10 protein-coding genes are annotated in these 12,558 nt (G+C 72.2%); 2 read left to right on the forward strand and 8 right to left on the reverse strand.

Annotated elements, in window-relative coordinates; genetic code table 11:
- Window positions 1-2 precede the first annotated feature (2 nt).
- The 7 genes from AB0D57_RS38835 to hrcA form a co-directional block, all read right to left on the reverse strand.
- Complete coding sequence (locus AB0D57_RS38835) at window positions 3-329, reverse strand: histidine triad nucleotide-binding protein (protein WP_362084768.1); 327 nt, start codon at window positions 327-329, stop codon at window positions 3-5.
- 233 nt (window positions 330-562) lie between these two features.
- Window positions 563-3,835 (reverse strand): S41 family peptidase, encoded by a 3,273-nt coding sequence (locus AB0D57_RS38840; RefSeq protein ID WP_362084738.1) that lies wholly within the window; start codon window positions 3,833-3,835, stop codon window positions 563-565.
- A 61-nt stretch (window positions 3,836-3,896) separates the two neighbouring features.
- Window positions 3,897-4,472 carry a hypothetical protein gene (locus AB0D57_RS38845; RefSeq protein WP_362084741.1) on the reverse strand — a complete coding sequence of 192 codons (576 nt, stop codon included), beginning with the start codon at window positions 4,470-4,472 and terminating at the stop codon, window positions 3,897-3,899.
- 81 nt (window positions 4,473-4,553) lie between these two features.
- The gene (locus tag AB0D57_RS38850; RefSeq protein ID WP_362084744.1) at window positions 4,554-5,312 is read right to left on the reverse strand and encodes a 16S rRNA (uracil(1498)-N(3))-methyltransferase; all 759 of its coding nucleotides are present in this window, start codon (window positions 5,310-5,312) and stop codon (window positions 4,554-4,556) included.
- On the reverse strand, window positions 5,309-6,397 hold the full coding sequence (locus AB0D57_RS38855; RefSeq protein WP_362084747.1) for a nitronate monooxygenase: 1,089 nt from the start codon (window positions 6,395-6,397) through the stop codon (window positions 5,309-5,311). The genes AB0D57_RS38850 and AB0D57_RS38855 overlap by 4 nt, the downstream gene beginning before the upstream one ends.
- A gap of 622 nt (window positions 6,398-7,019) precedes the next feature.
- Window positions 7,020-8,156 (reverse strand): molecular chaperone DnaJ, encoded by a 1,137-nt coding sequence (gene dnaJ / locus AB0D57_RS38860; protein ID WP_362084750.1) that lies wholly within the window; start codon window positions 8,154-8,156, stop codon window positions 7,020-7,022.
- A complete protein-coding gene (gene hrcA, locus AB0D57_RS38865; protein WP_362084753.1) occupies window positions 8,157-9,173 on the reverse strand; it encodes a heat-inducible transcriptional repressor HrcA in 1,017 nt (338 codons plus the stop codon).
- Window positions 9,174-9,407: 234 nt separating this feature from the next.
- Between hrcA and AB0D57_RS38870 the strand changes: the two genes are divergently transcribed.
- Together AB0D57_RS38870 and AB0D57_RS38875 are read left to right on the forward strand one after the other, a co-directional pair.
- Window positions 9,408-10,145 (forward strand): MBL fold metallo-hydrolase, encoded by a 738-nt coding sequence (locus tag AB0D57_RS38870; protein ID WP_362084756.1) that lies wholly within the window; start codon window positions 9,408-9,410, stop codon window positions 10,143-10,145.
- Between the two features lie 43 nt (window positions 10,146-10,188).
- The gene (locus AB0D57_RS38875; protein ID WP_362084759.1) at window positions 10,189-10,995 is read left to right on the forward strand and encodes a DUF3097 domain-containing protein; all 807 of its coding nucleotides are present in this window, start codon (window positions 10,189-10,191) and stop codon (window positions 10,993-10,995) included.
- Between the two features lie 111 nt (window positions 10,996-11,106).
- Here AB0D57_RS38875 and hemW read toward each other — a convergent pair whose 3' ends face one another.
- A complete protein-coding gene (gene hemW, locus AB0D57_RS38880; protein WP_362084762.1) occupies window positions 11,107-12,348 on the reverse strand; it encodes a radical SAM family heme chaperone HemW in 1,242 nt (413 codons plus the stop codon).
- Window positions 12,349-12,558 lie beyond the last annotated feature (210 nt).

Consider the following 12,558-nt stretch of genomic DNA (forward strand, 5'->3'; position numbering starts at 1 on the left):
GGTTACCCCGGAGGCCAGTGCATGCCGCGGCCACCCAGCAGGTGCGCGTGCGCGTGGAAGACGGTCTGGCCCGCGCCGCTGCCGGTGTTGAACACGACCCGGTAGCTCTCGAGCTTCTCCTCGGCCGCGACCTCGCCGGCCTCGCGCAGGAGGTCCGCCGCGATCTGGGGCTCGGCGATCGCCAGGGACGCCACGTCCGCGTGGTGCACCTTGGGGATGACCAGGATGTGGGTGGGCGCCTGAGGGTTTATGTCACGGAAGGCAACGGTCGTCTCGCTCTCCCGGACGACGGTCGCCGGAATGTGCCCCGCGACGATCTTGCAGAACAAGCAGTCGTCCTGCGGCGCACTGTCCTCTTGTCGCCTCCTGGGCGCCTCAGCCGGTGTCGAGGGGCCGACCGTGCTCGACCCTTCGGGCCTCCGCGCGCTCGGCCCCTCGACACCGGCGCGCCCCTGCGGCTCCTGTGCCATGCGTATGCCTCCTCGGGCCTGCCGATCATTACGCCCGCATCGTATAGGCCCCTACCGCGCGAGGGGACGGACCAGGACCGGACCGGGAGCGGTCACCCCGGCTCCGGCAACGACGGCGGCGTCTTCGCCGGGTGGTCCGTGAGCGCGGCCAGCGCGATCCGGATCGCCTCGTCCAGCTGCGCGTCACGGCCGGCCGCGTAGTCCTGCGGGGCCTGGACGACCTCGACGTCCGGATCGACGCCGTGGTTCTCCACGCCCCACCCGTAACCCTCCAGCCAGAAGGCGTACTTGGGCTGGGTGACGAGCGTGCCGTCGACGAGCCGGTAGCGGCTGTCGATGCCGATCACACCACCCCACGTACGGGTACCGACCACCGGCCCGATGCCCAGCGCCCTGATCGCCGCGTTGACGATGTCGCCGTCCGAGCCGGAGAACTCGTTGGCGACGGCGACGACCGGGCCGCGCGGCGCGTCCTCCGGGTAGCTGTACGGCCGCATCCCGCGCGGCAGGTCCCAGCCCACGATCCGGCGCGCGAGCTTCTCGACGACCAACTGGGAGGTGTGCCCGCCGCGGTTCTCTCGGACGTCCACGACGAGTCCCTCCCGGGACACCTCGATGCGCAGGTCGCGGTGGAGCTGGGCCCATCCGGAGCCGACCATGTCCGGCACATGCAGGTATCCCAGCCTGCCCCCGGACTTCTCGTGAACGTAGGCGCGCCGGTCCGCGACCCACGCGTGGTAGCGCAGCGGCTCCTCGTCGGCGAGGGGCACCACGACCGCGTGGCGCGGATCGCCGCCACCCGAAGGGGAGACGGTCAGCTCGACCGGCTTGCCCGCCGTGCCGACGAGCAGCGGCCCCGGCCCGGCCACCGGGTCCACCGGCTGCCCGGCGATCGCGAGGATCGCGTCCCCGGCGCGCACCGCGACCCCGGGTGCGGCGAGCGGAGCCCGCGCCTGAGGGTCCGAGGTCTCCGACGGGAGGATCCGGTCGATGCGCCAACTGCCGTCCTCGTGACGGGAGATGTCCGCACCGAGCAGTCCCTGCCCCCGGTCGCCGCCGCCCCATCCGCCGCGTGGAGTGACGTAGGCGTGGGAGGTCCCGAGCTCGCCCTGCACCTCCCACAACAGGTCCACCAAGTCGTCGTGGGTGGCGACCCGGTCGAGGATCGGGCGGTAGCGGTCGAGTACGCCGTCCCAGTCGACCCCGCCCAGGTCGGGCCGCCAGAAGTTGTCCCGCATGAGGCGGCCGGTCTCGTCGAACATCTGCCGCCACTCGGCGGCCGGGTCGACGGTCTGCCGCACCCGCGACAGATCGACGGTGATGTTCGTGTCGCTCTCGTCGTCGTTCGAGGCGCGGCGGTCGCTCGGTACGACCTTGAGCTTGCCGTCGGTCCACAGCAGCACCCGCTTGCCGTCGCCGGTGACGGCGAAGTGGTCGGCGTCGGCGGCGAGGTGCTCGATGCGCTGCTGGGCGAGGTCGTAGCGCTCCAGCTCGGTCTTGGGGTCCGGGTCGTCCGGGGTGGCGCGGGAGGCGCCGAGCACACCGCGCACCGGGTGCCGCAGCCACAGCAGGCCGTCCTTGGCGGCCCGCAGGGTCGAGTAGCGGGCGGCCTCGACGGGGAACGGAACGATCCGGTCGCCGAGTCCGTCGAGGTCGATCCGGGTCGTGGGGGCGCCCTCGCTGTCGGGTGTCTCGTCCTTGTCGGGCGTTTCGAAGGGGCGGCCGTGACGCTGCGGTCCGAAGGGGGACGGGGTGGTCGCGGCCAGCGTGATCAGATGCGGCCGGGAGCCCCCTACGAACGCGAGGTCGAAGACGTGTTCGTCGTAGACGGGGTCGAAGGAGCGCGCCGAGAGGAAGGCGAGGTGCTTGCCGTCGAGGGTGAACGCGGGCGCGTAGTCACGGAACCGGAGCGGCGTCGCCTCGGTCACCGACAGGTCGGCGGTGTTGGCGAGCTTGAGCTGACGCAGCGGGCGCGGGCCGGGGTGCGACCAGGCGAGCCAGGCCGAGTCGGGTGAGAAGACGAGTCCGGTGACGTCGCCGTCCGCGCTGCGGTCGACCTCCCGCACCTCTCCGGTCTCCCGCTCGACGAGCAGCACCCGCCCGTCGTGCGAAGCGACGGCGGCGCGGCTGCCGTCGGGCGCCATCGCCAGCCCGAGGACGCGCCCGAGCTGCCCGGCGGCGAGCCGGCGCGGGGTCGCTCCGGGCGCCACCCCGGTCGCCGGGGCGAACTCCAACGCGTCGTCACCGGCCGCGTCCGTCACCCACACCACGTACTCCTCGCCCTCCACCCGGAAGGTCCGGGGCAGCCGGGCGCGTACGCCGGGCAGGGCGGCGAGCGTGCGGGCGGGGCCGGAGCGGTGGGTGACCCAGTGGACGGCGCCGCGGACGGAGAGCGCGCTGCCGCGTCCCGTGTGGTCGGGCGCGGCGGCCGAGAACCAGCGGGACGCGCTCACGGGGTGCGGCTGCTGGTCGACGCGCTGTCCGGCGAGCCGGATGTCGAGCCGCCGCGGCTCGGCGCCGTCCAGGTCGTCGAGCAGCCACAGTTCACCGGCGGACGCGTACACGACCCGGGTGCCGTCGGTCGACGCGTGCCGGGCGTAGAAACCGTCGATGGGCGTGTGCCGCCGCAGATCGGACCCGTCGGCGAGGGAGGAGTAGAGGGCCCCGACCCCTTCGTGATCGGACAGGAACGCGACCCTCCCCCAAGTTCTCGGCTCCGCTCCAACAGGGGGGACCCCCATCCCCACCCACAAGGGGTACTCCAGGTTCCCGTCGAGCTCCTCGTGCAGCCGTACGAACTCCCCGTCCCCCTCCCGGTCGATCCACAGCTTGCCCGCCGTACCGCCGCGGTACCGCTTCCACCAGGCGGCCTCGCGCCCCATGGGAGCGGAGAGCAGCAGCACACCCGGGCCGCCGTGGGCGACGTCGCCGACCGGCCCGTACGGCAGGGTGGTCGCGGGACCGCCGTCGAGCGGGACGGCCCTGGCCCAGCTGCGCCGCAGGCTGGCCTGGCCCTGTGTACTGAGGGCGAGCACCTGCCCGTCGGGGGTCCAGCCGCGCACCTGGGTGCGTGAACTCCCCCAGTACGTCAGGCGTGTGGACGGTCCGCCGGCCAGCGGGGCGGCGTGCACCTCGGGGGCGCCGTCGCGGGTGGAGGTCCAGGCAACGGTCTCGCCGTCCGGGGAGATGCGCGGGTGGTTCACCGGGACGTTGTCGGCGCTGACCCGCCAGGCACGACCGCCGCCTTCGAGGGGCGCGACCCAGATGTCGTCCTCGGCGGTGAAGGCGACCAGATCACCGCGCAGGTGCGGGAACCGGAGATACGCGGGCGGCGCGGACGATACGGACGGCGCAGACTCTGTCACCCGATCACCCTATGCAGGGACAGCTCCCCCGGACAGGGGTTTGGATCACTTGATCCCCATCTCACTTGCCTTGGGAGGGCCAGCAAGTGGGATCGCCCTTGCACCAGATGCTCTTCGTCACGGTGACGGTGACGGTGGGTCCCGGCCCGTCGTCGGAGGGCTTCCCGTAGGTGGGCGGCGTGTACGTGGGCGTACTCGTGGCGTTGCAGTTGCCCAGCCCGCTCACGTGGAACCACTCCTTGCCGCCGACCTTGGCGGTCAGCTCCCCGCGTACGCACTTGCCCTCGACCGCGCGGGTGACCTTCCCCGTGATGGTGATCTCCCGCCGGTCGGTGGTCTGCCCACGGCAGTCCACCTCCACCACGGACGGCTTGGAGGACGACGGTGTGCGACCCGGGGTGTACGCCTTGTTGCCCCCGCTGTACGACCCGGTGCAACTCAGGTACTGCACGTCGACGTGCTGCCGCTCCAGCTCCTTGGTCCCGACCTGATCCGTCGTGTACGCCACCGCGCCGACACTCAGCGCGTCCCCGGGCTCGCACGCCGACACCCCGAAGACGGTCACCACCGCGAGCCCGGCCAGCACCGGTCCCCGACGTCCCGTCACCCGTCGCCGTATACGCATCAATGCCCCCATAGACGGCAGAGTGCCACTGTCCCGCGCGTCGCGGTAGACCCCGTACGGGCTACTGTCACCCGCGTACGCGCGTGACCGACGTTACGACCAGCGGCCCGTGCGTCCCAGCAGCAGCGCGGTCGCCGCGGTCCCGGCGGTCGAGGTGCGCAGCACACTGCGTCCCAGCCGGTACGCCTTCGCGCCCGCCTCCGCGAAGAGCGCCAACTCCTCCGGGGAGACGCCTCCTTCGGGTCCCACGACCAGCACGATCTCCCCGGAGGTGGGCAGTTCGGCGGTGGCCAGCGGCTCGCTGCCGTAGTCGCGGTCCTCGTGCAGCACCGCCGCGAAATCGGCTGTGGCGAGAAGTGCCGCAACCTGCTTGGTCGTTGCCGCGTCCGCGATCTCCGGGAAGCGGACCCGGCGCGACTGCTTACCCGCTTCCCGCGCGGTCGCCCGCCACTTCGCGAGCCCCTTCAAGCCACGCTCGCCCTTCCACTGGGTGATGCAGCGGGAGGCGGCCCAGGGGACGATCGCGTCGACGCCGGTCTCGGTCATCGTCTCGACGGCCAACTCGCCGCGGTCGCCCTTGGGGAGGGCCTGGACGACGGTGATACGAGGGGACTGGGGAGGCTCCTCGTGCACACTCTCCAGGTCCGTCACCACCAGGCGGTCCTTGCCTTCGGCGGCCTTCACCACGCCTTCCGTCCAGTGGCCCCGCCCGTCCGTGAGGATCACGTCCTCACCGGGCCGCAGCCGCTTCACGGACACGGCGTGACGCCCCTCGGGGCCGTCGAGGACGTACTCCCCGCCGCGGAAATCCGGGGGTTCCAGGGAATCGACCACGAACACCGGTGCCGTCATCGGACCGCACCTCCCTCTTCCTCGGGCGCGCACAGCCCTGTCCTGGCGGCGTCGAGTTCGGCCCTCAGCACCTCCACCAGCTGCCCCGCGGGCAGTTCGCGGGCCATCCGGTGCCCCTGTCCCGCCCACAGCGCCATGCCCTGCGCGTCGCCCGCCTTCGCCGCCGCCTTGCGCAGCGGGGAGGTGAGGTGGTGGACCTCGGGGTATGCGGTGGGCGCGTACGGCCCGTGCTCGCGCAGGAACCGGTTGACCAGGCCGCGCGCCGGGCGTCCGGAGAACGCCCGGGTCAGCTCCGTCCGTACGAACAGGGGGTTGGTCAGCGCCTGCTTGTGCACGGCGTTCGCGCCGGACTCGGGGGTGGCGAGGAACGCCGTGCCGAGCTGTGCCGCGTTCGCGCCCGCCGCGAGCGCGGCGGCTATCTGGCTGCCGCGCATGAGGCCGCCGGCCGCGATGATCGGGATCTCCACGGTCTCGCGCACCTGCGTGATCAGCGACAGCAGTCCGATGCCGGTGCCGTCCGTCTCCGGGTTGTCACGGTGGGTGCCCTGGTGGCCGCCCGCCTCCACGCCCTGCACGATGACCGCGGCGGCGCCCGCCCGCTGCACGGCCAGGGCCTCCTCGGCCGTGGTCGCGGTGATCATGGTGAGCGTGCCCGCGCGGGCGAGGGAGTCCAGAACATCCCGGCTGGGGCAGCCGAAGTGGAAGGAGACCACCGCGACCGGATTGTCGAGGAGGACCGCGAGCTTGGCCTCGTAGCCGTCGTCCCGGCCGCAGTCCGGCTCCCCGAGCTCCGTCTCGTACCAGGCGGCCTCACCGGCGAGCTGGTTCGCGTACACCTCGACGGCGGCCGGGTCCGCGTACTCCGGCTGCGGCATGAACAGGTTGACCCCGAAGGGGCGGCCCGTCAGCCCGCGCAGCTGCTTGATCTCCTGGTACATGCCGTCGGCGGTCTTGTACCCGGCGGCGAGGAACCCGAGCCCGCCGGCCTCGGACACGGCGGCGGCGAGATCCGGGACGGAGACGCCGCCTGCCATGGGGGCCTGCACGATCGGGTGAGGGAAGAGATCGGTCAGTGCGGAGGACATGACGGCATGTTGTCACGTCCTTTGAAAGAGTCCGAATCCGGCCTTACGCCTGGCATAGGCCTGTGGAACAGCCAGGCCGCGACCGCTTTCTCGCCCCCGCCGCCCCTACCCATTCCCGTCCCCAGGGGGCTGCGCCCCCAGCCCCCCGACCTCGTCCTCAAACGCCGGACGGGCTGAAAAATCAATCCCCGGCCGGGGATACCCAACCCGTCCGCCGTCCAAGGACGAGCCCTTCGTGCGAAGGCGGGGGCGGCAGCCCCCGGGCAGGGGCCGGGGGCGCAGCGGCCAAGGCGGGGGTCCGGGGGGCACAGCGGCCAAGGCGGGGGTCCGGGGGGCACAGCCCCAAGACGGGGATCCGGGGGGCGCAACCCCCAAGACAGGAACCGGGAGCACAGCCCCAAGACGGGAATCCAGGGGGCACAGCCCCAAGACAGGAACCGGGAGCACAGCGCCGAGACGGGGGCCGGGAGCACAGCGCCGAGACGGGGGCCGGGGGCGCAGCCCCCAAGGCAGGGACCGGGGGCGCAGCGCCCCCGGCGGGGGTCTGGGGGCGGAGCCCCCAGGGAGGGATGGGACGGGTAGGGGCGGCGGGGGCGAGAAAACACCCCCGCCGACACTCCGGTCAGCGACCGTTGAACGCGTCCTTCAGTCGCGAGAACAAACCCTGCTGCCCCGGCTGGAACTGCCCCGTGGGCCGCTCCTCACCCCGCAACACCGCCAGCTCCCGCAGCAACCGCTCCTGCTCGGGATCGAGCTTCGTCGGCGTCATGACCTCGACATGCACGATCAGGTCACCCCGGCCACCACCCCGCAGATGCGTGATGCCACGCCCGTGCAAGGGGATCGACTGCCCGGACTGTGTGCCCGGCCGGATGTCGACCTCCTCCAGCCCGTCGAGGGTCTCCAGCGGCACCTTGGTGCCGAGAGACGCCGCGGTCATGGGGATGGTGACCGTGCAGTGCAGATCGTCCCCGCGCCGCTGGAAGGTCGCGTGCGGAAGCTCGTGGATCTCGACGTAGAGGTCACCGGCGGGCCCACCACCGGGCCCGACCTCCCCCTCGCCCGCGAGCTGAATCCGCGTGCCGTTGTCGACACCGGCCGGAATCTTGACCGTGAGCGTCCGCCGCGACCGCACCCGCCCGTCGCCCGCGCACTCCGGGCACGGAGTCGGGACGACGGTCCCGAAGCCCTGGCACTGCGGACACGGCCGCGAGGTCATGACCTGCCCCAGGAAGGACCGCGTGACCTGGGACACCTCACCGCGACCGCGGCACATGTCACAGGTCTGCGCGGAGGTCCCCGGCGCGGCACCCTCACCGCTACAGGTCCCGCACACCACAGCCGTGTCGACCTGGATGTCCTTCGTCGTACCGAAGGCTGCCTCGTCCAGCTCGATCTCGAGCCGGATCATGGCGTCCTGGCCACGGCGCGTACGCGAGCGCGGTCCGCGCTGCGACGCCGTGCCGAAGAACGCGTCCATGATGTCCGAGAAGTTTCCGAAGCCACCCGCGCCGAAGCCGCCGGCGCCCGCGCCGCCCGACTGGGACAGCGGGTCGCCACCGAGGTCGTAGACCTGCTTCTTCTGCGGGTCCGACAACACCTCGTACGCGGCGTTGATCTCCTTGAACCGCTCCTGCGTCTTCGGATCGGGATTGACATCCGGGTGCAGCTCGCGTGCGAGCCGCCGGAATGCCTTCTTGATCTCGTCCTGGGACGCGTCGCGGCGCACGCCGAGTACGGCGTAGTAGTCCGTGGCCACTTAAGACTCCGCCAGGATCTGTCCGACGTACCGTGCCACCGCTCGTACCGCTCCCATCGTTCCGGGGTAATCCATGCGGGTCGGTCCGACCACGCCGAGTTTCGCTACTGCCTCGTCGCCCGAACCGTAGCCGACGGAGACGACGGACGTGGAGTTGAGTCCCTCGTACGCGTTCTCGTGACCGATCCGTACGGTCATGCCCGAATCCCCCGCCTCACCAAGGAGCTTGAGGAGGACGACCTGCTCCTCCAGCGCTTCGAGGACCGGGCGGATCGTGAGGGGAAAATCATGTCCGAAGCGCGTGAGGTTGGCGGTGCCGCCGATCATCAGCCGCTCCTCGGTCTCCTCGACGAGTGTCTCCAGCAGGGTGGAGAGCACCGCCGTGACCGTACCGCGGTCCTCCGCCTCGAAGGCGTCCGGGAGGTCCTGCACGAGCTGCGGGACGTCCGCGAAGCGACGGCCCGCGACCCGGCTGTTGAGACGGGCCCGCAGATCGGCGAGCGACGTCTCCCCGAACGGCGCCGGGCAGTCGATCATGCGCTGCTCGACCCGGCCCGTGTCCGTGATCAGGACGAGCATCACGCGCGCGGGGGCGAGCGCCAGCAGCTCGACGTGCCGCACCGTCGAGCGCGTCAGCGAGGGGTACTGCACGACGGCGACCTGCCGCGTCAGCTGCGCGAGCAGCCGCACGGTCCGCCCCACGACGTCGTCGAGGTCCACCGCACCGTCGAGGAAGTTCTGAATGGCACGCCGCTCGGGCGCGGTCATCGGTTTGACGCCCGCGAGCTTGTCGACGAAGAGCCGATAGCCCTTGTCGGTGGGGATCCGCCCGGCGCTGGTGTGCGGCTGGGCGATGTACCCCTCGTCCTCCAGGGCAGCCATGTCGTTGCGGACGGTGGCCGGGGACACCCCGAGCCGGTGCCGCTCGGTCAGCGCCTTGGAACCGACCGGCTCCTCGGTGCCGACATAGTCCTGGACGATGGCGCGCAGCACTTCCAGCCTGCGTTCACTGAGCATCGCGCACACCTCCAGCTGTCTGCCCGTCGGCTCCTTGGCTTCCCGCTTGGCACTCAGCGCGCGCGAGTGCCAGCATCCCCCGGCCCAGTGTACGGCCGCCGGGTACGGCCCCGGCAAGGGCGGGCCCGCGATCTTGTGCGGCTCATGCCGGCGCGTCCCGCGATCCCGCGCCACGTATGCCGACGTGTCCCGCGATGTCGCACCGGCACACGCCCACACCGCTAGCGTCACCGCATGAAGGTGACTTGGGAAGAGTCGGCGTGGCAGGAGCTGGCCCCGAGGGTGGGGCGGCGGCGACTTCCGGTCTGGGACTGCACGGCCGGCCTGGTGGTGGGCGAGGGCGCGGCACTCATGATCGACGCCGGGTCGAGCCTCGGCGAGGGCGCACGGTTGCGCGCCGAGGCGTTGCGGCTCCTCGGCCCGGGCCGTCGAGTGACGCATCTCGCACTCACCCACCCCCACTTCGACCACGTGTTCGGCGCCGCGGCGTTCGCGGGCGTGCAGGTCTTCGGGGCGGTCGGGCTGGACGCGGTCCTCGCGCACGAACGCGAGGAGCTGTGCGCCGACGCCGTACGCAACGGCCTCGACCCGTACGCGGCGGCCGAGGCGGTGGACGTCCTGGTCCACCCGCAGCACTCGGTGTCCGGCGAGTGGACGCTCGACCTGGGCGGCGGCGTCCAGGTCCTGCTGGCGAACGTCGGCCCCGGCCACACGGCCCACGATCTGGTGGTCCTGGTGGCCGCGCCGGGCTCCCCGGAGATCGTCTTCTGCGGCGACCTGGTGGAGGAGTCGGGCGAACCTCAAGCGGGTCCGGACGCCGTGCCGGCCCACTGGCCGGCGGCACTGGACCGGCTGCTCGACCTGGGCGGGGAGGACGCGGTGTACGTGCCCGGCCACGGAACGGTGGTGAATGCGGCGTTTGTCCGGGAACAGCGGGCGGCGCTTGCCGCGCGTTTCGGCGTGTCGTCGTGACCGTCCTCCCGGATCCCCCCTCGCTTCTCCTATCGTCATCCGAATGCGCCAGTACACTCCGGACCTGACCCCGCCGTGGAAGAAGCCCAAGCCCGTGCCCGAGGTCCCGGCGGACCCGGGTCTGGTGGTCGAGGAGCCGGGTACGGGCTTCTGCGGCGCGGTGATCCGCTGTGAGGCGGGCACGGTCACGCTGGAGGACCGCTTCGGCAAGCACCGGGTGTTCCCGCTGGAGCCGCGCGGCTTCCTCCTGGAGGGGCAGGTGGTGACGCTGGTCCGCCCCTCCTCCGCCGCCCCGGCACGACCTGCGCGCACGGCCTCCGGTTCGGTCGCCGTCCCCGGCGCGCGGGCCCGGGTGGCGCGGGCCGGGCGGATCTACGTGGAGGGCCGCCACGACGCCGAACTCGTCGAACGGGTCTGGGGCGACGACCTGCGCGTCGAGGGCGTCGTCGTGGAGTACCTGGAGGGCATCGACGACCTGCCCTCGATCGTGGCCGACTTCTCCCCCGGCCCGGACGCCCGACTCGGCGTCCTCGTCGACCATCTGGTCCCGGGCACGAAGGAGTCCCGTATCGCGGCGTCGGTCACAAGTGACCACGCCCTCGTCCTCGGCCACCCGTACATCGACATCTGGGAAGCCGTGAAGCCGTCCTCCGTAGGCATCCCTTCCTGGCCCCGCGTACCCCACGGCCAGGACTGGAAGACGGGCGTGTGCCGGTCCCTGGGCTGGCCGGAAAACACCGGCGCGGCCTGGCAGCGCATCCTGTCCCGGGTGCACTCCTACAAGGACCTGGAGCCGGCGCTCCTGGGCCGGGTGGAGGAACTGATCGACTTCGTCACGGTGGCGGAGTGAGCCGACGCGGTTCTCCGCCGCAGCGCCCCTGGCGGGGGTCCGGGGGCGGAGCCCCCGGGGATGGGACGGGTAGGGGCGGCGGGGGCGAAAAACACCCCACCGCACGCCCCCTCAGTCCACCAGGTCCCGCACCACCGCATCCGCAAGCAACCGCCCCCGCAGCGTGAGAACCGCACGACCGTCGTCGTACGGCCCGGATTCCAGCAGCCCGTCGGACAGCGCACGACGCGACGCGGCCAGCCCCTCCGGACGGAGCAGCGACAGCGGGCACCCCTCGCGCAGCCGCAACTCCAGCAGGACTCGCTCCACGCGCCGATCCTCGTCCGAGAGGAGCTCCCGCCCCGCGCCCGGGGAGCGACCGGAGGCCAGCGCCGCCGCGTACGCGCCCGGGTGCTTCACGTTCCACCAGCGCACACCGCCCACGTGACTGTGGGCACCCGGCCCGGCGCCCCACCAGTCGGCGCCACGCCAGTACAGCTCGTTGTGCAGGCACCGCCCGGCCTCCGAGGTGGCCCAGTTGGACACCTCGTACCAGTCGAAGCCCGCCTTCGCGAACACCTCGTCGGCGATCAGATACCGGTCCGCGTGGACATCGTCGTCCGTCATGGGAACCTCGCCGCGGCGGATCCGGCGGGCCAGCTGGGTCCCCTCCTCCACGATCAGCGCGTAGGCGGACACATGGTCGGGACCGGCGCCGAGCGCGGCCTCGAGCGAGGCCCGCCAGTCGTCGTCGGACTCGCCGGGCGTGCCGTAGATCAGGTCGAGGTTCACGTGCTCGAAGCCGGCCGCACGGGCCTCGGCGACGCAGGCTTCGGGGCGGCCCGGGGTGTGCGTGCGGTCGAGCACCTTCAGTACGTGCTGCCGGGCGCTCTGCATGCCGAAGGAGATCCGGTTGAAGCCGCCGGCCCGCAGGGTCGCGAGATACGCCGGGTCCACCGACTCCGGGTTCGCCTCGGTGGTGATCTCGGCGTCGTCCGCGAGCCCGAACTCCTCGCGGATCGCCCCCAGCATCCGTACGAGATCGTCGGCGGCCAGCAGTGTCGGCGTACCGCCTCCGACGAAGACCGTGCGGACGGGGCGCGGGTCGTCGCCGAGGACCTTGCGGGCGAGGCGGACCTCGTCGATCAGGGTGGACGCGTAGTTGTCGCGGGAGGCGAGTACGCCTCCGGTGCCCCGCAGCTCGGTCGCCGTGTAGGTGTTGAAGTCGCAGTAGCCGCAGCGGGTCGCGCAGTACGGCACATGGAGATAGAACCCGAGGGGGCGCTCCGCGGCCCCGGTCAGGGCGTGCGCGGGCAGCGCCCCGTCGTCGGGGACGGGCTCACCGTCGGGAAGTGCGGAAGGCATGCCTTCCATTGTCCCGTACGCGGCCGCGTACCGTTCCTGTGGACTGAGCGGGAGTGAGTCCGTTCAGCCGCGCGCCCCGAACGGTCTTGGGCGAGCTGGTCCCCGGCGTACTCGACCCCGGGTCGCGACACGCATCCTGTGCGTGGTCCGGGCCCGGGAGGCCAGTTCCCTGCGCGACCTGGCCGGTTGGGTACGGCCAGGGGCGACGGGGAGGCCCTG

Origin of the sequence: Streptomyces sp. NPDC048275 (assembly GCF_040652275.1) — a bacterium.
Taxonomy (GTDB): Bacteria; Actinomycetota; Actinomycetes; order Streptomycetales; family Streptomycetaceae; genus Streptomyces.

Bases quoted from the DNA above. Each gene is read 5' to 3' on its own strand.
- AB0D57_RS38870 (WP_362084756.1), top strand. From the start codon at position 9,408: ATGAAGGTGACTTGGGAAGAGTCGGCGTGGCAGGAGCTGGCCCCGAGG.
- AB0D57_RS38875 (WP_362084759.1), top strand. From the start codon at position 10,189: ATGCGCCAGTACACTCCGGACCTGACCCCGCCGTGGAAGAAGCCCAAG.
- hemW (WP_362084762.1), bottom strand. From the start codon at position 12,348: ATGGAAGGCATGCCTTCCGCACTTCCCGACGGTGAGCCCGTCCCCGAC.
- hrcA (WP_362084753.1), bottom strand. From the start codon at position 9,173: ATGCTCAGTGAACGCAGGCTGGAAGTGCTGCGCGCCATCGTCCAGGAC.
- AB0D57_RS38855 (WP_362084747.1), bottom strand. From the start codon at position 6,397: ATGTCCTCCGCACTGACCGATCTCTTCCCTCACCCGATCGTGCAGGCC.
- AB0D57_RS38850 (WP_362084744.1), bottom strand. From the start codon at position 5,312: ATGACGGCACCGGTGTTCGTGGTCGATTCCCTGGAACCCCCGGATTTC.
- AB0D57_RS38845 (WP_362084741.1), bottom strand. From the start codon at position 4,472: ATGGGGGCATTGATGCGTATACGGCGACGGGTGACGGGACGTCGGGGA.